19 protein-coding genes and 1 riboswitch are annotated in these 25,844 nt (G+C 72.4%); of the genes, 8 read left to right on the top strand and 11 right to left on the bottom strand.

Going from position 1 to position 25,844, the window contains the following annotated elements:
- Positions 1-56 precede the first annotated feature (56 nt).
- Together HW130_RS07855 and HW130_RS07850 are read left to right on the top strand one after the other, a co-directional pair.
- Positions 57-1,442 (top strand): SWIM zinc finger family protein, encoded by a 1,386-nt coding sequence (locus HW130_RS07855; protein WP_177148690.1) that lies wholly within the window; start codon positions 57-59, stop codon positions 1,440-1,442.
- A gap of 10 nt (positions 1,443-1,452) precedes the next feature.
- Positions 1,453-3,069, top strand: coding sequence for a DUF5691 domain-containing protein (locus tag HW130_RS07850; protein WP_177148689.1), 1,617 nt, complete (start codon positions 1,453-1,455; stop codon positions 3,067-3,069).
- Positions 3,070-3,286: 217 nt separating this feature from the next.
- Here the strand turns inward: HW130_RS07850 and HW130_RS07845 are convergent, their stop codons facing one another.
- Entirely contained in the window at positions 3,287-3,694 is a 408-nt protein-coding gene (locus HW130_RS07845) for a cobalamin B12-binding domain-containing protein (protein WP_177148688.1), read from the bottom strand.
- 426 nt (positions 3,695-4,120) lie between these two features.
- On the opposite strand from HW130_RS07845, the gene HW130_RS07840 reads away from it, so the two are divergent.
- Positions 4,121-4,924 (top strand): triacylglycerol lipase, encoded by an 804-nt coding sequence (locus tag HW130_RS07840; RefSeq protein ID WP_218183262.1) that lies wholly within the window; start codon positions 4,121-4,123, stop codon positions 4,922-4,924.
- A gap of 259 nt (positions 4,925-5,183) precedes the next feature.
- Positions 5,184-6,794: a M23 family metallopeptidase gene (locus HW130_RS07835; protein WP_177148686.1), complete on the top strand. Its 1,611-nt coding sequence runs from the start codon at positions 5,184-5,186 to the stop codon at positions 6,792-6,794.
- A 64-nt stretch (positions 6,795-6,858) separates the two neighbouring features.
- Here the strand turns inward: HW130_RS07835 and pcrA are convergent, their stop codons facing one another.
- Positions 6,859-9,294, bottom strand: a complete 2,436-nt coding sequence (gene pcrA / locus HW130_RS07830) for a DNA helicase PcrA (RefSeq protein WP_177148685.1) — start codon at positions 9,292-9,294, stop codon at positions 6,859-6,861.
- A gap of 240 nt (positions 9,295-9,534) precedes the next feature.
- Positions 9,535-9,698, top strand: a riboswitch (cyclic di-AMP (ydaO/yuaA leader).
- 2 nt (positions 9,699-9,700) lie between these two features.
- Here pcrA and HW130_RS07825 point away from each other — a divergent pair.
- The gene (locus tag HW130_RS07825; RefSeq protein WP_177148684.1) at positions 9,701-10,855 is read left to right on the top strand and encodes a C40 family peptidase; all 1,155 of its coding nucleotides are present in this window, start codon (positions 9,701-9,703) and stop codon (positions 10,853-10,855) included.
- Between the two features lie 65 nt (positions 10,856-10,920).
- Here the strand turns inward: HW130_RS07825 and HW130_RS07820 are convergent, their stop codons facing one another.
- Positions 10,921-11,274, bottom strand: coding sequence for a hypothetical protein (locus HW130_RS07820; RefSeq protein WP_177148683.1), 354 nt, complete (start codon positions 11,272-11,274; stop codon positions 10,921-10,923).
- 329 nt (positions 11,275-11,603) lie between these two features.
- Between HW130_RS07820 and HW130_RS07815 the strand changes: the two genes are divergently transcribed.
- Entirely contained in the window at positions 11,604-12,647 is a 1,044-nt protein-coding gene (locus HW130_RS07815; RefSeq protein ID WP_177148682.1) for a C40 family peptidase, read from the top strand.
- A 51-nt stretch (positions 12,648-12,698) separates the two neighbouring features.
- On the opposite strand, the gene HW130_RS07810 is transcribed toward HW130_RS07815, so the two are convergent.
- Together HW130_RS07810 and HW130_RS07805 are read right to left on the bottom strand one after the other, a co-directional pair.
- Positions 12,699-13,388 carry a response regulator transcription factor gene (locus HW130_RS07810; RefSeq protein WP_177148681.1) on the bottom strand — a complete coding sequence of 230 codons (690 nt, stop codon included), beginning with the start codon at positions 13,386-13,388 and terminating at the stop codon, positions 12,699-12,701.
- The gene (locus HW130_RS07805; protein WP_177148680.1) at positions 13,385-14,665 is read right to left on the bottom strand and encodes an ATP-binding protein; all 1,281 of its coding nucleotides are present in this window, start codon (positions 14,663-14,665) and stop codon (positions 13,385-13,387) included. Before HW130_RS07805 ends, HW130_RS07810 begins: the two co-directional genes overlap by 4 nt.
- A 151-nt stretch (positions 14,666-14,816) precedes the next feature.
- Between HW130_RS07805 and HW130_RS07800 the strand changes: the two genes are divergently transcribed.
- Positions 14,817-16,127, top strand: a complete 1,311-nt coding sequence (locus HW130_RS07800; RefSeq protein ID WP_177148679.1) for a PspC domain-containing protein — start codon at positions 14,817-14,819, stop codon at positions 16,125-16,127.
- 168 nt (positions 16,128-16,295) lie between these two features.
- Here the strand turns inward: HW130_RS07800 and HW130_RS07795 are convergent, their stop codons facing one another.
- The 4 genes from HW130_RS07795 to guaA form a co-directional block, all read right to left on the bottom strand.
- Positions 16,296-16,817 (bottom strand): DoxX family protein, encoded by a 522-nt coding sequence (locus HW130_RS07795; protein ID WP_177148678.1) that lies wholly within the window; start codon positions 16,815-16,817, stop codon positions 16,296-16,298.
- Between the two features lie 144 nt (positions 16,818-16,961).
- Positions 16,962-18,203, bottom strand: a complete 1,242-nt coding sequence (locus HW130_RS07790) for a hypothetical protein (RefSeq protein WP_177148677.1) — start codon at positions 18,201-18,203, stop codon at positions 16,962-16,964.
- Between the two features lie 134 nt (positions 18,204-18,337).
- A complete protein-coding gene (locus tag HW130_RS07785; RefSeq protein ID WP_177148676.1) occupies positions 18,338-19,126 on the bottom strand; it encodes a class II aldolase/adducin family protein in 789 nt (262 codons plus the stop codon).
- Between the two features lie 136 nt (positions 19,127-19,262).
- A complete protein-coding gene (gene guaA / locus HW130_RS07780; protein ID WP_177148675.1) occupies positions 19,263-20,858 on the bottom strand; it encodes a glutamine-hydrolyzing GMP synthase in 1,596 nt (531 codons plus the stop codon).
- A gap of 315 nt (positions 20,859-21,173) precedes the next feature.
- Between guaA and HW130_RS07775 the strand changes: the two genes are divergently transcribed.
- Positions 21,174-21,458: a chorismate mutase gene (locus HW130_RS07775; RefSeq protein WP_177148674.1), complete on the top strand. Its 285-nt coding sequence runs from the start codon at positions 21,174-21,176 to the stop codon at positions 21,456-21,458.
- 528 nt (positions 21,459-21,986) lie between these two features.
- Here HW130_RS07775 and HW130_RS07770 read toward each other — a convergent pair.
- Entirely contained in the window at positions 21,987-23,690 is a 1,704-nt protein-coding gene (locus HW130_RS07770; protein ID WP_177148673.1) for a peptidase, read from the bottom strand.
- Between the two features lie 316 nt (positions 23,691-24,006).
- Positions 24,007-25,827 carry a GMC oxidoreductase gene (locus tag HW130_RS07765; RefSeq protein ID WP_218183211.1) on the bottom strand — a complete coding sequence of 607 codons (1,821 nt, stop codon included), beginning with the start codon at positions 25,825-25,827 and terminating at the stop codon, positions 24,007-24,009.
- Positions 25,828-25,844 lie beyond the last annotated feature (17 nt).

The raw sequence follows: 25,844 nt of genomic DNA, 5'->3' as shown, positions 1-25,844 counted from the left end.
CGACCGCCGTCGCAGGTCGGAGCCCTTTGTCAGTGGTGGCCCATAGCGTCGTGGACATGAATCAGCACGGGGTGCGCTGGACGTCGGAACAGGTGCTGTCGCTGGCTCCTGACGACGCATCACGCAAAGCGGGGAACAAGCTGTCCGCGGCCGGGCCGTGGTCGGGCGCCGGCTGCGACGGATCGGGCGGGGTGTGGGGCCTGTGCAAGGGCAGCGGCAGCCGGCCGTACCAGACGGTGGTGGACACCACGGGCCCGGCCTGCAAGTGCAGTTGTCCGAGCCGGAAGTTTCCCTGCAAGCACGCGATCGGACTGCTGCTGCTGTGGTCCGCGGACGAGCAGACCGTGGCGGACGGCGCGGTTCCGGACTGGGCCGGGGAATGGCTGTCCGGGCGCAGGAAGCGCGCAGCGGACCAGGTGGCGGGAGACGCGGGAGCGCCGGCGAAGAGCGCCGACCCGGAGGCGGCGCGGCGGCGCGCCGAGCGCCGGGCCGGTCGCATCACCGCGGGGGCCACGGAGCTGGAGCAGCGGCTGGCCGACCTGCTGCGCGGCGGACTCGCGTCCGCCGAGCAGTCCGGCTACGGCTTGTGGGAGGAGACAGCCGCCCGCATGGTCGACGCGCAGGCACCGGGACTCGCCGCGCGCGTCCGCGAGTTGGGTGCGATCCCGGGCTCCGGGCCCGGCTGGCCGGTGCGGCTGCTGGAGGAGTGCGCCCTGATCCACCTGCTGGACTCCGCGTGGCTGGGACGCGAGCGGCTGCCGGAGCCGCTGGCGGCCACCGTGCGCACACAGGTCGGGCTCCCGTCCGCCGCCGAGGGCGACCGGATCCGGGACCACTGGCTGATCCTCGCGCAGTACGACTCGTCCGACGGCAAGCTCACCACCCGCCGGATCTGGCTGTACGGACGCGAGTCGGGCCGGACGGTCCTGCTGCTCTCGTTCGGGGCGGCGGGCCGCTCACCCCAACTGGCGCTTCCCGTGGGCCTGATGGTCGAGGCCGAGCTCGCCCTGCACGGCGGGGCTGCCCCGCTGCGGGCCGAGGTGGGCGAGCTGTTCACCGCGCCCGTCCCCATCGGCACGCCGCCGCCGGGCGGTTCCTGCGCTTCGGCCGTCGAGGCGTACGGGCGCGCGCTGCGGGACGACCCGTGGCTGGAGTCCTGGCCGGTCACGCTCTCCGGCGTCGTGCCGCTGCCGGCAGGCGAGGGCTGGCAGCTGGCCGACGCGGGCGGCGCCGACGGCCCGGAGGGGACGGCGGACGGCGCCCCGGCCGGCGGGGGCGCGCTGCCCGTGGCGGCCTCCGCCCTGTCCCGGCCGGGCCTGTGGAAGCTCGTCTCGCTCGCGGGCGGGCGGCCGGTCACCGTCTTCGGCGAGTTCGGCCACGCGGGCTTCGTGCCGCTGACCGCCTGGTCCGACGACCAGTCCGAGACCGTCCCGCTCATCTGAAGGAGGCCCCATGACCGGCACCACCAGTACGTCACCGTGGGAAGAGCTCGTCACGTCGGCCCTCCTCGGCACCGACCGGCGCACACCACCGGCCGGCCTCGTGCCCGCGGGCAAGGAGGCACCCGTCGCCCTGCTCGACGCCGCCGCCCTGCACACCGTGCGGCGCAGGGCGGGGCTGCGGCCCGCTCCCGCCCCGACCGCCGGCGAGCGGCCCGCGGCGGCGCCGCACGACCCCCGGCCCGCCCTGCCGGACGCCGCCCGACGGCGGCTCGCCCAGTTGCTCGCCGACCGGGGCTCGTCGGGGTCCGGCGGCCGCCGGGGCGCCGCGCCGGACCTGACCGAGCTGCTTCCGCAATGGCTGGCCGCCGCCAACGAGCACGGCTACCAGGCCCCGCCGTCTCTCCTGCCCGCCCTGCTCGACGCGGCCCGGGCGCGTACGGACCTGCGGCCGCAGGCTCTGGCGTTCGCCGGGCCGCGCGGGCTGTGGCTCGCCCGGCTCAACGCGGAATGGAAGTTCGCCCTGCGCGGCGGATCCGGGGGCTCGGCTCTGCCCTCGCCCGACGACGCCGACGCCGTGCGGCAGCTGTGGGAGGAGGGCCTGTTCGCCGAGCGCGTCGCCCTGCTCGCGTCGGTGCGGGCGCGCGACCCGCAGGCGGCGCTCAGCCTGCTCGGCACGAGCTGGCCGACCGAACGGGCCGAGGACCGCCTCATGTTCCTCGACTTGCTGCGGACGGAACTCTCCGGCGCGGACGAGCCGTTCCTGGAGCAGGCGCTCTCCGACCGCAGCCGCAACGTCCGCGCCACCGCCGCCGAGCTGCTCTCGGCACTGCCACAGTCCGCGCTCGCCGCGCGGATGGCGGCGCGGGCCGCGTCGTGCGTCGCACTGGACCGGAGCGGCGACGCAGGCGCGCTGATCACCATCGAGGCGCCGCACGAATGCGACGTCGGCATGCAGCGCGACGGAGTCGTCGCGAACGCGCCGTCGGGCCGCGGCGAACGCTCCTGGTGGCTCGGCCAGCTGGTCGAGTCCGCCCCGCTGTCCACCTGGCCGGCCCGGCTCGGCGGCCGTACGCCGCAGGAGATCGTCACGCTGCCGGTGTCCGACGACTGGGCCGACGAGCTGCACGCGGCCTGGTGCCGGGCCGCGGTCCGCCAGGGCGACGCCGAGTGGTCCCGCGCCCTGCTCGGCGCCCCCGGTACGCCGCCGTCGAGCGGTCCCGGCACCACGTCGCTGGCCGAGCGCTCGAAGCTGCTCGCGACGCTGCCTTCGGAGGAACGGGCCGGCTGGGTCGCAAAGTTCATAGCCGCGCACGGGCTGTCGGAGGCGTTCCAGCTGCTGGGCGTCTGTGCGGTGCCGTGGGCGGAGCCGCTGGGCCGCGCGGTGGTCGACGCGCTCGACATCGCGCGCGACGCGGGGAGTTATCCCTGGAGCTTCAGCGGCGTGATGGGCCTCGCGGAGCGCTGCCTGTCCCCGGCGGAGGCATCCCGCCTGGAGGTCCTGACGGCGACACCGGCGGAGCAGGAGGACGCGTCACCGGGAGCGGGCGGGTACTGGTCGGAGGCGTTCCAGCGCCTGGTGTCGACGCTGCGCCTGCGCGCCACGATGCACGCCGAACTGGAGCGCTGAGGGGGCCGGGCCTTGCGCCACGGGGGCGCGGCCGGCCACGCCCGAGAGCACAGGGCGCGTCAGGCACACGGACCGGGCCACTCCCGAGAGGCCGCGCCCGCGAAGCCGGACCCGCCCAGGGCACGGCGCGCTCACCGGTCCGGCGCGCCCCGGGAGCGCAGTCCGGTACGCCGCCCTCCCCCATGGCCCTTCGGGCAGGGGAGGTACCCCCGTCGGGCTACGCCGCCGCGCGGACGTTCGTGTTCACCCACTCCACGATGGACGCCGTCGTCGCGCCCGGCGTGAAGATCTCCGCCACGCCCTTGTCCTTCAGCGGCGCGATGTCCGCCTCCGGAATGATGCCGCCGCCGAAGACCTTGATGTCCTCCGCGTCGCGCTCCTTCAGGAGCTCGATGACCTTCACGAAGAGCGTGTTGTGCGCGCCCGAGAGGATCGAGAGGCCGATGGCGTCCGCGTCCTCCTGGATCGCCGTGTCCACGATCTGCTCGGGGGTCTGGTGCAGCCCCGTGTAGATGACCTCCATACCGGCGTCACGCAGCGCCCGCGCGATCACCTTCGCACCGCGATCGTGTCCGTCGAGACCCGGCTTGGCGACCACCACGCGGATCGGACCCGTCACACCCATCACTGCCTCCACATACCGACTGCGCCGCCTCGGGCACGGGTCCCCGCGCCCGGCGAGCGGAGCGCGGAGAGTGAACGAACGTTATCTGCAGATGTCCAGCATCCCGCAAGCCGCCGTTTCGCGGTGGACGGCGAGGGGGAAATCACACGTGGGACATTTTCGCTGAGCGTCGTACCGGCACCAGGCACCGCGCAGGCCGCGCGGCCCCCGGCGGGCACGACCGCACCAGGGGAGCCGCCGCAGATCCATACAGGTCGCCGCGCCGCCGTGCCGACAGCCGCACGGCACGGTGGCGCGGCGACCGCTTCCGCAGCGCGCGCCCCACGAGGGCGCACCCGGGCCGCACGGGGCGCCGGTCGGGAGGTCGCTGTGAAGGCCACGCCTCTGCCCTGTTGCCGCGTCGTCACCGAGTTCACCGCGCAGTGGCTGAACGGACTGCGCCACCTCCTCCCCGCCGCGCTCCTGCGCGCCACCGCCCTGGAGCTCGCGATCCTCGCGGGACACCTCGTCCTCTACCCGACCGGGATCACCCCCGAGCGCCCGCCCCGCAAGCGCTCCGCTCCCGGCACGGCACAGCTGCCCGCGGCCCGGGCCGACGTCGTGCCCACCGTCCTGCTCCACGGGTTCGTGGACAACCGGTCGGTGTTCGTCCTGCTGAGGCGCGCGCTCGCCCGGAACGGTCCGCATCATGTCGAGTGCCTCAACTACTCCCCTCTCACCTGCGACATCCGCACCGCCGCCGAGCTGCTCGGCCGCCATGTGGAGGAGATCTGCGCGCGGACCGGGCAGCGCGAGGTCGACATCGTCGGGCACAGTCTCGGCGGCCTCATCGCCCGCTACTACGTGCAGCGTCTCGGCGGCGACCACCGTGTCCGTACGCTCGTCACGCTCGGCACCCCGCATGCGGGCACCGCGTTCGCGCCGCTCGCCGGCGCGCACCCGATCGTGCGGCAGATGCGCCCCGGCTCGTCGGTCATCGAGGAGCTGCGCAGGCCGGCGCCCGGCTGCCGTACGCACTTCGTCAGCTTCTGGAGCGACCTCGACCGGATCATGGTCCCGGTCGAGACGGCCTGCATCGACCATCCCGACCTTCTCGCCCAGAACGTACGAGTGAGCGGAATCGGCCATCTCGCCCTGCCGGTTCACCCCGCCGTCGCCGCCGGGATCCGAGAAGCGCTCGCATCGGGCGCGGCCGCGGCCGGTTCTTCCGGAGCGGTCTCGGTCGCCTGAGGCCGGCCGCCGGACGAGACGGTGTCGGGCGGTAATCGCAACCGACTTTTTCTCGAACGTTTCTCGAACGTAGGGCCAAAGCTGTGCCCGCAGTCCGCCGAAAGACGGCTGATTGCCCGTTTCCTGATTGCGGAGATGCCGCCGAAGATTGTCGCCATCGCGTACCGCCGGGTACAGTCGCGCCACTGCTTCCCCCTGGGACCCCTGCAATCCGGCGGTCCCGGATGCAGGTCCTGCTGCCGAGGCGAGAGAGAAGTTGGTGAACGACCAGCACGCCCACGCCGGGTACACCGGTTATGCCACCGGCAGCTTCGACTCCGATCCGCTCTTCGGCGCCATGCCGAGCAGTTACGAGTCCGGGCACAGCGGCCAGTACGACGCGTCCCAGTGGGACACGGGGGCGCAGGAGACGGCCGGCTACGACGCGTACGCGTCCGCACAGCAGGCCCAACAGCCGCAGTACGACCAGCAGTACGCGCAGTACGACACCACCGGCCAGTACGACACCTCGGGCCAGTACGACACCTCGGGCCAGTGGGACGCGAGCGCCTGGAACCAGGCCGACCAGACGGGCCAGTACGAGACCGCCGCCGCGACGTTCGCGTACGACGCGACCGGCCAGTGGTCCTCCTCGTCCGTCGAGACGGGCGCCTACGACGCGACCGCCTGGAACTCCGGCACGGCGACCACGCCGGAAGGTCTCGTACCGCAACAGTTCACGCCGGAGCACGAGTTCGTCCCGGCGGCCGAGTACGACACCGGCTACGCCGACTACCAGACCACCGATCTGCCCGGCGCGGAACATTCCGGTCAGGACTTCCAGAGGTCGGACTTCCAGGACGCCGAGTACGCACCGGAATTCCAGGACTTCCAGACGCCGGACATTCCCGCCCAGGACGTCCCCGACCAGGACTTCGCGGACGCCGCGCACTCCGAGGGCCCGGACACCGGCGACGCCGTAACAAAAGAGGGCTACGCGACCGAGTACGAAGCCGGTCACGGCCACGACGCCGAGTACGGCGACGACCCGGAGAACAGCGGCGAGTCCGCGCACGACGCGCTGACGCAGACCATGACCTCCGTCCCGGCCGCTCCCGTCGCCCCCCGCCCGGTCCGCCGCTCCGGCGGCAGCCGCGGCCGGCGCCGTACGCCCGCCAAGCGCTCCGCACTCCTCACCGTCGCCGTGCCCTCCGCCTGCGTGATGGGCGTCGCCGGTATCGCCGCGGCCTCCGTCGGCAACCTCGGCGGCGAGCAGAAGGACGACGCGCCCAATCTGGCGGCCGCCGACCCGACCTCGGTCAAGCACGTCGCCGCCAACAGCAAGATGGACACGCAGCTCGCCGCGCTCAGCGAGGACGCCCGCGACTTCGGTGACCGCGCCTCCCGCACCCAGGAGCGCCTCGACCTCAAGGCCCGCCAGGAGGCGGAGCGGAAGAAGCGCGAGGCGGAGGCGGCACGGCGCGAGGCGCTGCGGCCCAAGTTCGTGCTTCCCGTCAAGCGGGACGGCCTCAGCGCCTATTACGGCCAGTCCGGCGTCAACTGGATGTCCCTGCACACCGGAATCGACTTCCCCGTCCAGTACGGCACCGAGGTGCTGGCCGCCACGGACGGCACTGTGCGCACCCAGTGGAACAGCGCCTACGGCAACATGGCGATCGTGACGGCGGCCGACGGCACGGAGACGTGGTACTGCCACCTCAGCACCACCAAGATCCGCAGCGGTTCGGTCAAGGCGGGCGACGTCATCGCCTACTCGGGCAACTCGGGCAACTCCACCGGCCCGCACCTGCACTTCGAGGTGCGCCCCGGCGGCGGTTCGGCCATCGACCCGCTGCCGTGGCTGCGCGGCCACGGCCTCGACCCGACGTAAGCGGCGGGCAGGCCACAGCGAGCATGGACGAGGCGGGGGCCGTGGCCCCCGCCTCGTTCCGCTGTCAGAGCTTCTCGACGGGCGCGTACCGCAGCAGCAGCCGCTTCGGCTTCTCGTCCCCGAAGTCGATCGTCGCCTGCGCGTCCGAACCCGACCCCGAGACCGCGACCACGGTCCCCAGACCGAACTGGTCGTGCGTGACCCGGTCGCCCACGGACAGCGCGATCACCGGCTTGTCGTTGGTGCGCCGCGTGGCGAATCCGGACGCGCCGCCGCGTGCACGCGACGACGACAGCGACGACGTGATGCCCGACGTCGGTCCGGCCGGCGCGGCCATGGGGCCGGTGCGCTTCCACTCCACATGCGCGCCGGGGATCTCCTCCAGGAAGCGCGACGGCGGGTTGTACGAGGGCTGGCCCCACGCGCTGCGCATCGAGGAGCGCGTCAGGTACAGGCGCTCGCGGGCACGGGTGATGCCGACGTACGCCAGGCGCCGCTCCTCCTCCAGCTCCTTGGTCTGGCCCAGCGCCCGCATGTGCGGGAAGACGCCGTCCTCCATGCCGGTCAGGAAGACCACGGGGAACTCCAGGCCCTTGGCGGTGTGCAGGGTCATCAGCGTGATGACACCCGTACCCTCCTCGTCCTCGTCGGGGATCTGGTCGGAGTCGGCGACGAGCGCGACCTGCTCCAGGAACTCGGCGAGCGTGCCCGCACCCTCTTCCTCACCGCGGTCCTGCTCGAACTCCAGCGCCACGGCGGCCAGTTCCTGAAGGTTCTCGATGCGCGTCTCGTCCTGCGGGTCGGTGGACGCCTGCAGCTCGGCGAGATACCCCGTGCGCTCCAGGACGGCTTCGAGCACGGTGGCCGGACCGGCGCCGGACTCGGCGATGGTGCGCAGCTCCTCCATCAGCACGTTGAACCGCTTGACGGCGTTCGCGGAGCGGGCTGCCATGCCGTACGCCTCGTCGACGCGGCGGAGCGCCTGCGGGAAGGTGATCTTCTCCCGGAGCGCGAGGGCGTCGATCATCGCCTCGGCGCGCTCGCCGATGCCGCGCTTGGGCACGTTGAGGATGCGGCGCAGCGGGACGTTGTCCTCGGGGTTGGCGAGGACGCGCAGGTAGGCGAGGACGTCCCTGACCTCCTTGCGCTCGTAGAAGCGCACGCCGCCGACGACCTTGTAGGGCAGGCCGACGCGGATGAAGATCTCCTCGAAGACACGGGACTGGGCGTTCGTCCGGTAGAAGACGGCGACGTCGCCGGCCTTCGCCTCGCCCGCGTCGGTGAGCCGGTCGATCTCGTCGGCGACGAACTGGGCCTCGTCGTGCTCGGTGTCCGCGACATAGCCGGTGATCCGGGCGCCCGCGCCCGCGTTCGTCCACAGGTTCTTCGGGCGACGGGACTCGTTGCGCTCGATGACCGCGTTGGCGGCGGACAGGATCGTCTGGGTGGAGCGGTAGTTCTGCTCCAGGAGGATCGTCGTCGCGTCCGGGTAGTCCTCCTCGAACTGGAGGATGTTGCGGATGGTCGCGCCGCGGAAGGCGTAGATCGACTGGTCGGCGTCGCCGACCACACACAGCTCGGCGGGCTCCAGGTCCTCGTACCCCTCGCCGACCAGCTCGCGCACGAGCGTGTACTGGGCGTGGTTGGTGTCCTGGTACTCGTCGACGAGGACGTGCCGGAAGCGGCGCCGGTAGTGCTCGGCGACGTCCGGGAACGCCTGGAGCAGGTGGACCGTGGTCATGATGATGTCGTCGAAGTCCAGGGCGTTGGCCTCGCGCAGCCGGGCCTGGTACATCCGGTAGGCCTCGGCGAGCGTCTTCTCGAAACCGTCCGCCGCCTGGTCGGCGAAGGTCTCCTCGTCGATCAGCTCGTTCTTCAGGTTGGAGATCTTGGCGCTGAAGGACTTCGGCGGGAACTTCTTCGGGTCCAGCTCCAGGTCACGGCAGACCAGCGACATCAGGCGCTTGGAGTCGGCGGCGTCGTAGATCGAGAACGACGAGGTGAAGCCCAGCTTCTTCGACTCGCGGCGCAGGATGCGGACGCAGGCGCTGTGGAAGGTCATGACCCACATGGCATGGGCACGCGGGCCGACCAGGTGCTCGACGCGCTCCTTCATCTCACCGGCGGCCTTGTTGGTGAAGGTGATCGCCAGTATCTGGCCGGGGTGCACGTGCCTGGTGGCCAGGAGGTGGGCGATGCGATGGGTGAGCACGCGCGTCTTGCCGGAACCGGCCCCGGCGACGATGAGCAGCGGGGAGCCGGTGTGGACGACGGCGGCGCGCTGCTGCTCGTTCAGCCCTTCGAGCAGAGCGGCCGCGTCGACGGCAGGCCGGGGCGCGCCGTCGCGGTAGTACCCGTCGCGGGCCGGCGGCACGTCGTAGGCGCCCTGGAAGAGGTCGTCCGGGATCGGTTCCGGAGCCGACTCCTCGGGGGGCGGAGGGGGCTCCTCGCCGTGGGGCTGGAGATCCGCCAGGAAGCTGTCGTCAAAGAGGCTGCTCATCGCTTATCGAGTCTAGGCGGCCGGACCGACAACCGGGCCCGCATGCCCATACGGGGCAGGTCACATTCCGTGACCGGCCCTGCCCGGCGCGCCACGCCGGTGCCGGATATGCGGCCGGCACCGAAAGAGGTCACGAAAATGTATCGGACATATCGAACATCAACCTTCACAGCCCGCATACGAGTTGGCTAGCGTGCTCGACCAGACGGCCCGCACCCCTCCCGGCGAACCGCGCCGAACGGGTCGACTCCGCCGAATTCGGGCTGCCCGGGAGGCAGTTCGGAACCGGGGACCCGAACTATGCACAACCGGGGTGAATCGGACCGCCTGTCCACGGTCCGTAGGGCATCTTCCGTTCTGCCCGAACCCGACAGCTAACCCGGTAGGCGGTCCACGGAAGAAGGAGATGCCGGCCTTGGCGTCGCATCGCAGGATCCGCAGCCGCAGCACGAAACCCTCCCACGCCGTCGGGTTCACGACGGCCGCCCTCGCCGGCGCCGCCCTCCTGTCGACACAGAGCGCCACCGCCGCGCCCAGCGACCCCAAGCCCTCCGTCGAAGAGGTGCAGAAGAAGGTCGACGACCTCTACCGGCAGGCGGGCAGCGCGACCCAGGAGTACAACAAGGCGAAGGAGGCCACCGCCGAGAAGCGCCGCGAGGTCGACACCCTCTTCGAGGAGGCGGCCACGCGCGCGGAGAAGCTCAACGAGTCGCGTCGCGCCCTCGGTGCCTATGCCGCGGCGCAGTACCGCACCGGCGCGGTCACCCCGACCGCGGCGCTGCTGTTCGCCGACAGCCCCCAGGCGTACTTCGACCAGACGCAGCTGATGGACCGGATGACCGACCAGCAGCGGACCGCCGTCAGCGACTACGAGACCCAGCGCGCGGCCGCCGCGAAGCAGCGGGCGGAGGCGACGAAGCGGCTGGAGTCGCTGACCGACTCCCAGCAGGCCCTGCGCACCAGCAAGGAGAAGGTCCAGACGAAGCTGGCCGAGGCGCGCACTCTGCTGTCGAAGCTGACCGCCGAGGAGAAGGCCCGGCTGGCGGCGATCGAGCGCGAGAAGGAGGCGGAGGCGCGGCGCAGGGCGGAGGCGAAGGCGAAGGCCGAGGCGGAGGCCAGAGCCCGCGCCGAGGCCGAGGCCGAGCGGCAGCGCCAGGAGGGCGACCAGCCGCCCCCGGAGACGGGCACCGGGACCGGCGACGACTCGTACGCGACCAGGGCCGACAAGGTCCTCGCCTTCGCCCGCGCCCAGATCGGCAAGCCGTACGTCTGGGGGGCGACGGGCCCGTCCTCGTACGACTGCTCGGGGCTCACCCAGGCGGCCTGGAAGGCGGCGGGCGTCGATCTGCCGCGTACCACCTGGGACCAGGTGGAGGTGGGGCAGCGCGTGGCGACGGCGGACCTGCTCCCCGGCGATCTCGTCTTCTTCTACGACGACATCAGCCATGTCGGCATCTACATCGGCGACGGCAAGATGATCCACGCGCCGAAGCCGGGCGAGAACGTCCGCGAGGAGTCCATCTACTACATGCCGATCTACGGCAGCGTCCGCCCGGTCTGACCCGGTCGCTCACCCCGCGTGCCCGGACGGTCCCGCCGTCCGGGCACGCGTGTGCCGGGGGTCGGTCAGGTCCAGAGCGTCGCGATGAAGACGTTCGCGACCGTCAGACCGCCGACGGCGCCGAAGAGTGCCTTGTCGACCCGCTCCTCGTCCCGCTTGACGTAGACCAGGCCGAGGATCACCACCAGCACCGCCAGCTTGACGGCGATCTTCAGGTTGTTCACCGTCTGGTCGTCGGCCTGGTTGAGGCCCACCAGCGCGACGCCGGTGATCAGCATCGTCAGCGCACCGTGCAGCATCGCCGGGTTGAAGCGGGCCGTGCCCGCGCCCATCGCCTTCATCTGGGTCAGGAAGCCGCCCAGCAGGGAGGCGATGCCGATGATGTGCAGCGCGACGAAGACATTGATGAGTACGTCCATGGCGCGGAGCCTAATCGGCGCCGTACCACCGCCCGGCGGCCGGGGGAGCCCGATCGCGGCGTTCGGTCGGCCCCGCGCCGCAATGCGGCCGGGCACCGGCGTCCCGCGCACAGAAAGCGGACATCGCCGTCCAGGTTCGGGCACTTCCCGTCGTCACGTCTCCGTCCCGGGACCGCCGGGTTTAGCGTCAGCGCCCAGGTGGCCGACTCCCCACCACCGTCCTGCAGCCGGACGGCTCGGCCGCCCCCGCCGAAAGATCCGGCGGCGTACCGCTCCCCCGTGCGGTACGCCGCCGGACCGCAGGTACGCAGGAAGGACGTGTACGCCCCGTGGCAGCGCACCGGAAACCGAGGCAGCATCCGCTCACCGGGCCGGCCGCCCGCACCGCAGCCACCCTCGCGCTCGCAGGCGCGGCGACCACGACCGCGCTCGACGGCTCGGCGCACGCCGAGCCCCGTCTCACGCCCGCTCAGCTCAAGGCCCGCGTCGACACGCTGTACCAGGAGGCCGGGGAGGCGACCGAGAAGTACAACGGAGCCAAGGAGCGCACGGCGCAGGCCCGCGAAGCGCTCGACGCGCTGCGCGACGAGGCCGCACGCCGCACGGAGCGGCTCAACGCCTCCCGCAACGCACTCGGTTCCGTCGCCACCGCGCAGTACCGGTCCGGCGGCATCGATCCCGGCCTGCGGCTCGCGCTGACCTCGGACCCCGACGAGTACCTGGCGCGCGCCTCGCTCACCGAGCGGGTCGGCGAGCGGCACGCGGCCGCCGTCGCCGGTGTGCACCGCCGGCTCGTGGACCTCGGCCGGCTCAGGGCACAGGCCGGCGAGCGGACCGCCGAACTGGAGCGGCACCGCCGCGAACTGGAGCGGCACAAAGCCGTCGTGAAGGGCAAACTGGCCGCCGCCGAACGACTGCTGGCCCGGCTGACCGCCGTGCAGCGCGCCGCATACGACGCCGGACCGGCCGACCCCGCCCGCGCCGACCGCTCCACCGCACCCCGCGGCGCGCTCAAGGCGCCGAACGGCCGGGCCGCACAGGCTGTCGCCTACGCCTACGGCACACTCGGCAAGCCGTACGTGTGGGGGGCGACCGGGCCGTCGGCGTACGACTGCTCCGGTCTCACCCAGGCCGCCTGGCGCTCGGCCGGAGTCTCGCTGCCCCGCACCACGTACACCCAGATCAACGCCGGGCAGCGCGTCTCCCGCGCCCAACTCGCCCCGGGGGACCTGGTCTTCTTCTACTCCGGCATCTCGCACGTCGGCCTCTACATCGGCGGCGGCCAGATGATCCACGCGCCGCGGCCCGGTGCGCCCGTGCGCGTCGCACCGATCGACCAGATGCCCTTCGCCGGGGCGACGCGGGTCTCGTAGCGTCCGGCGGACCGGAGCCGTCCGGGATCGCCGCGGGCGTCGCGCCCGGCGTCAGACCAGGCGCCGGGCCGTCGCCCACCGCGTGAGTTCGTGGCGGTTGGACAGCTGCAACTTCCGCAGCACCGCCGACACATGCGACTCGACCGTCTTCACCGAGATGAACAACTGCTTGGCGATCTCCTTGTACGCGTACCCGCGCGCGATCAGCCGCAGCACCTCGCGCTCCCGCTGGGTGAGCCGGTCCAGGTCCTCGTCGACCGGCGGCGCGTCGGTCGAGGCGAACGCGTCCAGCACGAAGCCGGCGAGCCGCGGCGAGAACACCGCGTCGCCGTCCTGCACCCGGAAGATCGAGTCGACCAGGTCCGCGCCGGTGATCGTCTTGGTGACATAGCCCCGGGCCCCGCCGCGGATCACGCCGATGACGTCCTCGGCGGCGTCCGACACCGACAGCGCCAGGAAGCGCACCGGGTGCTCCGCCGATGCCATCAGCGGCGCACAGCGGCGCAGCACCTCCACGCCTCCGCCGCCGGGCAGGTGCACGTCCAGCAGGACGACCTCCGGCCGGGTCGCCATGATCACGGTGACCGCCTGGTCGACGTCGGCGGCCTCACCGACGACCTCGACCCCGGTGCGCTCGGTCTGCCCGATCTCGGCCTGCACACCGGCGCGGAACATCCGGTGGTCGTCGACGAGCACGACCCGCACGCGCCGCTCGGCGCTCTCTTCCGCAGACTCGGTCATCCGTCAGCCCTCTCCATCTCGAGCTCCACCTCGGTGCCCCCGCCGGGCACCGTGCGCAGCCGTGCCGTGCCGCCGTTGCGCTGCATCCGGCCGATGATCGATTCTCTTACGCCCATTCTGTCGCCGGGAACGGCATCCAGGTCGAATCCCGGCCCCCGGTCCCGCACGGAGAGGAAGACGGTGCGCCCCTCGACCTCCGCGTAGACCTGGACCGCCCCTCCCGCGCCACCGTACTTGGCGGCGTTGACCATTGCCTCGCGCGCGGCCTGCATCTGTGCGGCCAGCTTCTCGTCGAGCGGGCAGTCCCCGACGACCACGACCTCCAGGGGCACGCCGTGCTTGTCCTCGACCTCGGCGGCGGTCCTCTTGACCGCCTCGGCGAGGGTGCCGGGCTCCTCGTCCTCGTCCTTGCCCGTGCCCTCCGGGCGGTAGAGCCAGTTCCGCAGCTCGCGCTCCTGGGCGCGGGCGAGCCTGCGCACCTCGCCGGGGTCGTCCGCGTTCCGCTGGATCAGGGTGAGGGTGTGCAGGACGGAGTCGTGGACGTGCGCGGCGACCTCGGCCCGCTCCTGGGCGCGGATGCGCATGGTCCGCTCCTCGGAGAGGTCCTGGGTCATCCGCACCAGCCAGGGGCCCGCGAGCAGGGCGACACCGGTGATGACGGCGATGGCGGCCGTCAGCACGTTGCCCAGCTGGGCCGCCGAGCCGCGCACCACCATGAACACGGTCAGGCCCATGCCCACGAGCGCCACCCCGGCGAGGGCGCGCGCCAGTTGCACCAGGCGGCGGCGCCGGCTGTCCGTGGCGAGACTGGCCCAGCGGGCCCTGCGCGCGTTGTCCGCCTGCCGCCACACCAGCACCACACCGGCGCCGATGAGCAGCGTCGGCCACACGTAGCGGTTGGCGCTGCCGTTGGTGTCGACATTGCCGACGAAGACCGCCGCGCCGACGAGCAGCGCGACCAGGGCGAACAGTTGCCCCTTGTCGGGCTTGCGCAGCCGGCGCCGGCCGTCGGGCGTGGTCTCGAAGACGGAGCGCGGCTCGGCTGCCCGGCCGCCGACGCCGAGCGGGACGACGATCCAGAAGACCGCGTACAGCAGGGCGCCGAGGCCGTCGGCCATGAACAAGGCGAGGAAGAGGAGGCGCACCCAGACGACCGGCAGCCCGAGGTGTCCGGCGAGGCCGCGCGCCACACCGCCGAGCATGCGTCCGTCGGCGCTGCGGTACAGCTTGCGGACGGCCATCACTTCGGTCTCGGTCGGACGGGCGGCGACGGGCATGCCCTGATCGTCACACGGCCCGGCCGGGCCGGTCATCAGGGCCGTCCCTTAATCCGACCCTGAGAAGTCCCCGTCCCTCAGGGGCAATATCAGGGGACGGCCAGGGTCGGGGCGGCTGCCGCCCCGGCGCCGGGCCCGTCACCATGGAGTCATGACCCAGCCGACCGCCGCGCCGCCCCAGCCACCGCAGGAGCCGCCGTCGCCTCCGCCGCGGCTGCGCCGCGCCCCGCGCCACAAGGTCGTGGCCGGCGTCTGCGCCGGGCTGGGCAGGCACTGCGACATAGACCCGGTGATCTTCCGGATCGTGATCGGCGTGCTGTCGGTGACCGGCGGCATCGGTCTGATCTTCTACGGCTTCGCCTGGCTGCTGATCCCGGCCGACGACGAGGAGGAGAACGAGTTCCGCAGGATGCTGTCGGGCCGCGTCGACGGCGCCTCGCTGAGCGCCGTGCTGCTCGCCCTGCTCGGCTGCGGACTCCTCCTGACGATGCTGGGCAACGGAAACATGCTCGGCTTCGTCACGATGCTTTCGCTGGCGGTGACCGGGGCGGCCGTGTGGTCCCAGCGGCGTACGCACACCCCGCCCGGCGGCGAGCACACGGCCACGGCCGCGGCGCACGCCGTGGCCGAGGCGCCGCCCGAGACGAAGGCCCCTCCCGTCCCGGACAGCCCGTCCTGGTGGCGCGACCCGATCGTTAAGGACGGCACGACCGGGCCGGTGCCCACCGGATATCTGTGGGGCCCCGAGTCGGCGCTCGACGAGAGCGCCGTCGCTCCGCCGCGCGCCGGCGCGCGCCCGGCCGAGGCCGTGGTGGCGCCGCAGCCGCGCGGCCCGCGCGGGATCGGCGGCACCGTGTTCCTGCTGGCACTGGTCGCGGGCGGCCTGGGCACGGGCCTGAGCTGGGACAGCCGGCCGCTGGGCACGGCCTTGCAGATCGGGCTCGTCGCCGCTCTGGCCGTGTTCGGCCTCGGCCTCCTGGTGAGCGCGCTGCTGGGCCGCACCGGTTTCGGCACGGTCCTGCTGACGATGGTGACGGCGGCTCTGCTGGCGGGCGCCGCGGCCCTGCCGAAGGACATCAGCACGAAGTTCGGCGAGAGGACGTGGGCGCCGGCGTCGGCGACCGCCGTCCGGCCGAGCTACGAGATGGGCTCGGGGCAGGGCACCCTCGACCTCTCCGCCCTCGAACTGCCCGCCGGCAAGACGGTGTCGACGAGGGCGGAGATGGGGCTGGGTCACCTGAAGGTCGTCGTGCCGAAGGACGCCGCCGTGCGGCTGGAGGCCGAGGTGGGGGTCGGCGACATCAGGCTGCCCGACGACGCGCCGGACGATGTGGACGTCGGCCCGGGCCAGGACCGGCGCAAGACGCTTCCCGCCCCGCCGGGAGCGCCACCGGGCGGGACGCTCGTCCTCGATCTGGAACTGGGTATCGGACAGGTGGAGGTGACCCGTGCCGCGTCGTGAGTTCCGGCACGAATTCCGTCCGGGCAGGCTCGTTGCCGGGCTGTCCGTCCTGACCGCCGCCCTGCTGTACGGGGGTGATGCGGCGGGCGCCTGGCAGACCCCCTGGTTCGTCGCCTTCCCGGTCGTGTTCGGCGGTCTGGTCCTGGCGGGGACCGTCGCCGCCCTGCACTACATGGTCCGGCGCCGCCGGGACCGCAGCACGGCATCCAGGGAGAACACCGAGGCGCCGGCGAGCACCAGCGGCAGCCAGGCCATGAGGTAGGCGAGGTCGTTGCCGTAGTAGTACGGATCGGTCTGCCAGCTCACGGTCAGCCACAGGCTCAGCGAGATGAGCGCGCCGCCGAAGGCGGCCAGCCGGGCGAGCAGCCCGACCAGGGTGGCGAGGCCGACGGCGATTTCGCCGATGGCGATGGCATGGCCGAAGGCCTCCGGGTTCTTCAGCGCCAGGTCGACGAGCCAGGGGACGGCGGAGGCGTCGCGCACGGAGCTCATCACCTCGCCGATGGAGCCGGTGCCGCTCGCCGCCAGGAACCGGCTGTCGGTGAGTTTGTCGATGCCGGCGTAGACGAAGGTCACGCCGAGGAACAGCCGCAGCGGCAGCAGCGCGTACCGGGTGGCCTGCTCTCTCCAGCCGCGCGGCCCGTCACTGTCCGTCCCGTAGATCGGTGTCGTCTGGTAGGTGTATGTCATCGCTCGTCCCGCCTTCGCTTAGGCCCTCAGACGACCATACGTACGGCGAGGCCCTGCCGCTCACCAGGCATGCGGCACACACTGTGACAGGTGGGTGACATGTCGGCCGACGACTCCGGGGCGGCCCCGGCGGGCGCTTCGGGGTCAGTCGGTGATCGCGACGAGGCAGCGGTTGCTCGCCACTCCGGCGGCCGTCACCACCTGCACGTCGACCTGGCCCGGCTCGACCTCCACGGGTACGGGCACCGTGAGCAGGGCGTCGGCCGGATTGGCGAAGCCGCCCGCCACCGGGACGAGCGGCACGTGCACATGGACCGCGCCGAAGCGGACGACGAGCTTCGCCAGCAGGTCCGGCCGTTCCGCGCCCGGCGGCACGAAGCCGGTGCCCCGGATCTCGATGTCGTCACCTGTACGGATGGGCCCGTCCAGGTCACCGGCCTCCCGGGCCCGTACCACCGACATCACGACGGGCCGGCCTCCCTCCGCGTGCTTGCCGGCGAAATACGTGCCGGCCGACAACGCCACCAGCAGCACGAGACCCCACGGGATGTGGGGCAGCCGCTCGGGGGCGCGGGCAAGCGCGGTCAGGGCGAGGACGACGGCGGCCGCGTTGATCAGCACGTACTGCCCGTCGGCGAAGGCGGCCCGCCCGGAGTCGTCGCAGAACAGGTCGGAGGCGCGCGGGTGGTCGGCGCGCACCTTCTGCAGCCGCAGCGTGGCGACCCTTACCGCCACGGTCCTTCGCACTGCGACGGCGATCGCGCACACGACGGCGAAGACGCACAGCAGCCCGCCTCCGGCGGCGAGACCCAGCCCCTCGGCGAGCCTGTCGCGCCGGACGCCCGACGAGGCGCCGGCCGCCAGGAAGGCGAGATGCAGCAGGGTGCCGCAGACGACGAGCAGCCAGGCGGCGGCGACCGTACGGGAGGTGGACAGGCGGTTGTCCTCACCGGTCAGCACGGCGAGAAGGCCGCCTCGGGCCCCGTGCGCCCGCGCCGCGCCGGTGAGGGCTCCGGCGACGACGAGCGCGGCGAGCAGCCCTGCCGTGCGCGTCGGGGTCCAGCCCGTGCCGGTCGCGGTCGCCGTCTGCGCGACGACGAGCGCCGTGAACCATCCCCACACCCCGGCCAGGGTGCGCAGCCGCACCTTGCGCAGCCGGGACGCGGCCACGGCCCGGTCGAGACCCGCGACGGTGCGGGCCGACTGCGTCAGCTCGTCGGACACCCACTGCCGCGACGCACCCGGTGAATGCGCGACGCCCGCGGGAAGCCCTCCGCCCGCCGCGAACTCGTCCCGTTTGGCAAGGAATTCGGCCACCGCGCGCCGATGACCTTCGCGCGCCCCGTGCGCGCACGTGTCGCACTGTCCCGCTTCTTGCACCGCCACGGCCGAACGCCACCTCTCCGCATCGCCAGGCCAACCGCCTTGTGATGCATGGGAATTGTGCCGTACGCAAACCGCCGCCACCCCGATGGTCGAGGCCAGGAAGGGTGAAAGCGGCGGAGCGGGGTTGACCTCGGCTACTGGAGGAGGTCCGGTTCGGCGCGGCTGATCTGCTGCCACAGCGGCTGGAAACTGATCCAGGCCACCAGGTCACCGCCCAGCTGTTCGCGGGTGGCCAGCGCCTCCCGGCGTCCGATGGGCGCGGCCTTGCCGGCGGCCCGCGCCGCCAGCTGCACCTGCGCGCAGCGCTCCATCGAGATGAACCACCAGGCGGCGGCGTCGACCGAGTCGCCGACGGTCAGCAGGCCGTGGTTGCGCAGCACGAGCGCCTTGCGCTGCCCGAGCGCCTCCGCGATCCGCCGCCCCTCGTCCTCGTCCACGCTCACCCCCGTGTACGCGTCGACCACCGCGTGGTCCTCGTAGAAGGCGCACGCCTCCTGTGTGAGGGGGTCCAGCGGTCGGCCCAGCGCGGCCAGCGCCCGCCCGTGCACCGTGTGGGCGTGGGCGACCGCGACGACGTCGGGGCGGCCCAGGTGCACCTGGGCGTGCACGGCGAAAGCGGCCTGGTTGACGCGGTGCCGCCCGACGACGGCCCGGCCCCACCGGTCGGCGAGGACCAGGTCGCCGGCACAGACATGGGCGAAGGGGACGCCGAAGGGGTTCACCCAGAAGCAGTCGGTGAATTCCGGATCCCGTGCGGTGATGTGTCCCGACACCCCGTCCTCGTACCCGAAACGCCCGAACAGCCGCAGCGCCCCGGCGAGCCGCTCCTTGCGGTACGCGCGCTCCTCGACGACGGACTCGTGGACGGGCGGCATCGCGAACCGCAACTGCTCCACGGGCAAGGGCTCCGGCGTGTACGTCATGGCCCGGAAGGTAACGCCGCGGAGGTCGACTGACCAGAGCGTCCCGGGGCCTCAGGAGCTCGGTTCGCCTCCGCAGACGGCGACGCCGCCACCCGCACGAGGCGGGCGACGGCGTCGCGTACGGCGGCGGGGAGACTCACTCCCACTCGATGGTGCCCGGCGGCTTGCTCGTCACGTCGAGCACCACGCGGTTGACGTCGGCGACCTCGTTGGTGATCCGGGTGGAGATCTTCGCGAGCACCTCGTACGGCATGCGCGTCCAGTCGGCCGTCATGGCGTCCTCGGACGAGACGGGGCGCAGAACGATCGGGTGGCCGTAGGTGCGGCCGTCGCCCTGGACGCCGACGCTGCGGACGTCGGCGAGCAGCACGACCGGGCACTGCCAGATGTCGCGGTCGAGGCCGGCCGCCGTGAGCTCCTCACGGGCGATGGCGTCCGCCTCGCGCAGCAGGTCCAGGCGCTCCTTGGTGACCTCGCCGACGATGCGGATGCCGAGACCGGGGCCGGGGAACGGCTGGCGCTGGACGATCTCCTCCGGCAGGCCGAGCTCCTGGCCGACCATGCGGACCTCGTCCTTGAACAGCTTGCGCAGCGGCTCGATGAGCTCGAACTCGAGGTCCTCGGGCAGACCGCCCACGTTGTGGTGCGACTTGATGTTGGCGGTGCCGGTGCCGCCGCCGGACTCGACGACGTCCGGATAGAGCGTGCCCTGCACGAGGAAGGCGACGTCCTCGCCGCCCGCGGCCTCCGCCACGATCTCGGCCTGTGCCTGCTCGAAGACCCGGATGAACTCCCGGCCGATGATCTTGCGCTTCTCCTCGGGGTCGGAGACGCCCGCGAGCGCGTCGAGGAACCGCTTCTCCGCGTCGACGACCTTCAGCTGGACGCCGGTCGCGGCCACGAAGTCCTTCTCGACCTGCTCGGTCTCGCCCTTGCGCATCAGGCCGTGGTCGACGTAGACGCAGGTCAGCTGGGATCCGATGGCCTTCTGGACGAGGGCCGCGGCGACCGCCGAGTCCACGCCGCCGGACAGACCGCAGATGGCGCGCCTGGTCCCGACCTGCTCGCGGATCGCCGCGATCTGCTCCTCGATGACGTTGCCCGTGGTCCAGCTCGGCTCGATACCGGCGCCGCGGTAGAGGAAGTGCTCCAGGACCTGCTGGCCGTAGGTGGAGTGCATCACCTCGGGGTGGTGCTGCACGCCGTAGAGCTTCTTCTCGTCGTTCTCGAAGGCGGCGACCGGGACCACGTCGGTGGACGCGGTGACGGTGAAGCCCTCCGGCGCGGCCGAGCAGGCGTCGCCGTGCGACATCCACACCGGCTGCTCGTCGGGCGTGCCCTCGAAGAGGGTGGAGCCGGGCTTGGTGACGTGCAGCGGCGTACGGCCGTACTCACGCGCACCGGTGTTGTCGACGGTGCCGCCGAGGGTCGTGGCCATCAGCTGGAAGCCGTAGCACATGCCGAAGACGGGGACGCCGGCCTCGAAGATCTCGCGGTCCAGGCGCGGGGCGCCCTCCGCGTACACCGACGACGGGCCGCCGGAGAGGATGATCGCCTTCGGGTTCTTCGCCAGCATCTCCGCCACAGGCATCGTGGACGGGACGATCTCGCTGTAGACCCGGGCCTCACGGACGCGGCGGGCGATGAGCTGGGCGTACTGGGCGCCGAAATCGACAACCAGGACGACGTCCGGGTTGGATGCGGGCGCGGCAGCGGGGGACGCTGATGACACTGGCGGCCTTCCGGCGGTGGGAGAGGGTCGGTATTTGTCGATTCTACCGGGACGGGCGGGCATACCTTCGTCTCACCATCCGAACCCGTCTTTGGCACGGGGCGGAGGCGCGGTCCATACTGACCGCATGCACACGCAGCTGACCTTCGTCTTTACCTATGGCACCGGCCCGTCCGGCTGCTGTGGGTTCGACGGTTGTGCTGCTTGAGCAACTGACCAGCGACTTCCCAAGGCGCCCCGGGCCGACAAGGCCCGGGGCGCTTCGGCTTTCTCCGGGCCGTGCCGATCCGGGGCCCCCACACAAGGAGAGCCCCCGTGACCGAGGTACTCGACAAGACCGGCGCCCGCACCGACGACGCCGCGCACGTGATCGCCGGCGCCCGCGAGCGCATCGACGCGCTCGACGACCGCATCATCGGCCTGATCCAGGAACGCATGGCCGTCTCGGCGGTGATCCAGGACGCCCGGATCGCCTCCGGCGGCCGCCGGGTGAACCTGGCGCGCGAGATGGAGGTCCTCGGCCACTACAGGGACGCGCTCGGCAAGCCCGGCACCTCGCTCGCGATGACGATGCTGGAGCTGTGCCGGGGCCGCATCTGAACCGTGGGCCTACGCCTGCGCACCTGCGTTCGGGCGCATCCTCACCCGTACGGCGCGTGACGCGCCCGGTCGGTCTTCGTTGGTCCCGATGTCCGTGCCAGCCAGGGGCGGGCCTCGAAGGAAACCACGCGTGGCTCCGCTGGAGCGTGTGACGCACCCGCAGGTGCGTCGTGGGACCTCGCCCCAGCGCGCGTGACCGGTCGGCAGGGGACAGCAGCCCGGTCACCCCAAGGGCGGTCGGCTCCGGGGACGCCCGGCGCCGACCGCATCCGGTCCGACGGCTGCGCAGGCCGCAGCCCGTCCCGCAGACACGAGTACGAGCACGTCCCCCTCTGCACAACCGCACTGTGACAGGCCGAACCCCAGGCGCCCCGAAAGCGCCGGGGCGGCGGCCTCCCCCCACGCGGTGCAGCCCCCTGGCGCCGCGCCACGGCACCGCGCAGCCCTGACGCCGGTGCCGGACGGAAGGGCCCCGCGGACGCGATGTCCGCGGGGCCCTTCACCTGTCGTCTCCCTCCGGGGAGGGGGTCAGGCGTTCGTACGCCGGCGACGGGCCGCCACGATCGCCACCGCACCCGCGGCGAGCGCTGCGGCCGCGCCACCCGCTGCAAGCAGGGCCGAGGAGCCGGTGGCGGCGAGACCGCCCTGGGCGGTGGCGCCGCCTGCCGAGGTCCCGGACGTCGTGGAGCCGCCGGCGGTGCCGCCCGTCGACTCGTCGTCGTCGCCACCGCCGCCGGTGGAACCGCCGGTGCCGCCGCTCGTGGCCGGGTCACCCGTGCCGCCGCTGTCGGAGCCGGCGTCCCCGCTGTTCAGGACGACCGCCGCGGTGTTGTCGTCCATGTCGGGGTCGAAGGGGAGCGACGGGTCGGACGCGGACCAGTTCCGGACGGTCACCTTGCCCTTCGCCCGGTGGACCACCTTCTCGATCTCCATCTCGAAGGGCAGCGCGAAGTCCTCGTCCTCCATCACCACGGAGGGGACGGCGCAGAGGTAGCGGGGCGCGCCGAGCTGCTGCTCGCGGGCGCCGCCGGAGGCCGTCACCCCGGTGCAGGTGTCGGGCTTCCCGGTCACCGCGGCCCCCTCGGGGACCGTGAGGTCCACGACGCCGATGTCCTCGCCGGAGCGGATGTAGCCGATCCAGGCCGGGCCCTCGTTGCGGAAACCGACGGTCGTCCGCACGGTCTCCCCGGCGGCGGCCTCGGCGACGGACGCGCCGTAGGCCACGAAGTCGGCGGTGTTCTTCGCGCGGATGGACTGCTCCTGCTGGTTGTCCCTCGGGTCGAGGTCCGCGGAGCGGGCGGAGAGCACCTTCTTCAGGGCGAGCTTTTCGCCGCTGCCCCGGGTGAAGGAGGCCCCGGCGCGCTGGGCGTCCCGCTCCTTCTGCGTGTTCTCTCCGACGCGGTAGACGAAGTCCTCGTGGAAGGCGTGCTGCGCGGCCTTGACGGTGAGGGGTTCTGCCAGCTCGTAGACGGTGCCCGGCTCGTACGAGCCGTCGAACGAACAGATCGCCGTGGAGAGCACATCCTCGGCCGACGTGGCGGCGCCCTTGGTGTACTCGCAGTTGGAGTACCGCTCGGGGATCTCGATGCCGTGCGTGTACTTCAGTGTGAGGAGCACGCCGTCGGCGGCGGCGGTGCCCCTGTTCGCGAAGGAGATCCGCGCGGGCTGCGCCTCGCCGGGCAGGACGTCCTGCTCGAGACCGAGGGGCCGCATGACGAGGTCGGGTCCGCCGACCGTCACCTTGGCCGTGTACGGGGTGAACGTCGCGGTCCCGGACTTCCCGGTGACCTCGATGTCGCCGCCGGCGCCGAGGGCGCTTCCCTCGGCAGCGGTGAGCTCCAGGCGGGCCACGCTGTTGAGCGCGGATCCCCAGATGCTGTGGTCGGTGCACACCGCCGTCGTTCCGGTGATCTCGCAGTCGGCGCTCGTGGCATCACCGTCGAACCGGACGTCCGCCACGCCCGCGATCCCGCTGAAGTCGAAGGCGACGGTGTACTCGTCGGTGAAGTCCTCGTCCCGCGGGTTGTCGACCGTGACGTCCAGCGTCGCCTTCTGCGGCGCACCGCTCCCGGGGTGGGGGCGCAGGCCGATCTCCGCGGGACCGCCGAGCGTGAAGACCGGGTCGGCCGCGTGGGCGGGAGCGGCGAAGAGCCCGGCAGCGGCGATCATTCCCGCGGCGGCGAGGCCGGCCGCGGAACCGCGCGCGAGGGCCGACGAGTTGACGCGTCTCATCTACGAACCTCTGGGTCGGGTGGGATCCGTGGGCCGCGTGCCGGGTGAGCGACGCGGCAGTCATGTGACCAGGAGGAGCGGTGAACGGTTGCGCGGGTCAAGATCACGGCTTGGCCACGGCCTCGTGTGATCCACCTCACAGGAGGATTTCTGTGAGGTGAGGACAACCATCCTCACTGGTCACAGGTCATGCATGCGTAACAACGGCCTCTTGTGCGCTCCGGCGCGCGGCGGCCGCGAAAAGCCAGGAGGCCGCTGCACTCGGAGGGGGGTGCAGCGGCCTTCGTCGTGCGCGGGGCGGTCCCGGGCGCGCGGGCTACTTCTTGGGCGGGACCGCCGGGATGCCCAGGAACGGCAGCTTCAGCGCGCCGAACGCCTCGGCCGGGACCGCCGGGGACTTCGGCGCCACCGGGGACAGGCGCTCGTAGGCGGTGCCCTGGGCAGGACGGGTGTCCTCGTCCCCGTTGTTGGGCCAGAAAGACATCGCGCGCTCCGCCTGCGCCGTGATCGTCAGCGACGGGTTGACGCCCAGGTTCGCGGAGACGGCGGAGCCGTCGACGACCGAGATGCCCGGGTGCCCGTACAGCCGGTGGTACGGGTCGATCACGCCCTCCTCGGCCGAGGCACCGATCGGGCAGCCGCCGAGGAAGTGGGCGGTGAGCGGGGTGCCCATGAGCTCACCGATGTTGGACCCCGCGAAGCCGTTGATCTCCTCCGCGAGCAGGGACGCGGCGCGCGTGGCCTCGGGGATCTGGTTCGGGTTCGGGGCGCCGTGGCCCTGGCGGGCGGTGAGCAGGCCCTTTCCGATGCCGCTCGGCTTGCGGTAGGTGGTCAGCGAGTTGTCCAGCGACTGCATGACCAGGCCGATGATCGTCCGCTCCGACCAGCGCCGGTTGGACAGCGCGCGGACCGCGAGCAACGGGTGCCTGGCCATGTTGCCGAGCCAGCCTGCGACCCGGCCCTTGACCCGGTAGGGCACCTGGAGGATCGTCATGCCGCCCATGGCGTTCGAGCCGCGGCCGTAGCGGACCGGCTCGATGTGGGTGTTCTCGTCCGGGTGGATCGAGGACGTGATCGCCACACCGCGCGTGAAGTCGACCCGGTCGGCGCCGTGGCGCTTGCGGTAGCGGCGGTTGTCGGTCTGGGCGCCGACGAGTGCCTCGGAGTTGGTCCGGGTCAGCTCGCCGAGGCGCGCGGACAGCCGCGGGAGCAGCCCGCTGTCCTTCATCCGGTGCAGCAGGGTCTGCGTGCCGTACGTGCCGGCGGCGATGACGACCCGGCGGGCCCGGAACGTACGGCCCTGCCCCTTGCGCTTGTTGTCGCTCGGCAGCGTCCTGACCGCGAAGCCGCCGCGCGGGTCCTCGGTGACCGCGACGACGGACGTCATCGGGTGGACGACCGCGCCCGCCTTCTCGGCGAGGTACAGGTAGTTCTCGTTGAGGGTGTTCTTGGCCCCGTGCCGGCAGCCCGTCATGCACTCGCCGCACTCGGTGCACGCCTTGCGCGAGGGACCCTCCCCGCCGAAGTACGGGTCGGGGACCTCCTGGCCGGGCCTTGCCTTCGCCGATCCGTCGGCGTCCTCGCCGTCCCCGAAGAACACCCCGACCGGAGCCATGTGGAAGGTGTCGCCCACGCCCATCGCCTCGGCGGTCGCCTTCAGGTGGACGTCCGAGGGCGTCATCGTCGGGTTGAGCCGTACGCCGAGCATGCGGCGGGCCTGGTCGTAGTACGGCGCGAGCTCGTCCTGCCAGTCCGTGATGTCCTTCCACTGCGGGTCGTCGAAGAACGGCGCGGGCGGGACGTAGAGCGTGTTGGCGTAGTTGAGCGAGCCGCCGCCGACGCCCGCGCCCGCGAGCACCATCACATTGCCGAGCAGGTGGATGCGCTGGATGCCGAACAGGCCGAGTGCGGGGGCCCAGAGGTAGTTGCGCAGGTCCCACGAGTTCTTCGGCAGCGACTCCCGGGTGAACCGGCGGCCCGCCTCGAGGACACCGACCCGGTATCCCTTCTCGGACAGCCGGAGGGCGGAGACCGAGCCGCCGAAGCCGGAGCCCACGACGATCACGTCGTAGTCGTACGCGTCACCGTCATCGTCGCCGCCCGCGTCCTGGTTTCGGGCAGGGGGTACCTCGGACATGGCTCTCCTCGTGAAAT

Source organism: Streptomyces sp. PKU-EA00015, assembly GCF_013387495.1.
In the GTDB taxonomy this organism is placed as follows: domain Bacteria; phylum Actinomycetota; class Actinomycetes; order Streptomycetales; family Streptomycetaceae; genus Streptomyces.
The sequence above is the reverse complement of the archived record's forward strand: the minus strand, read 5'-3'. Positions and strand labels throughout refer to the sequence as shown.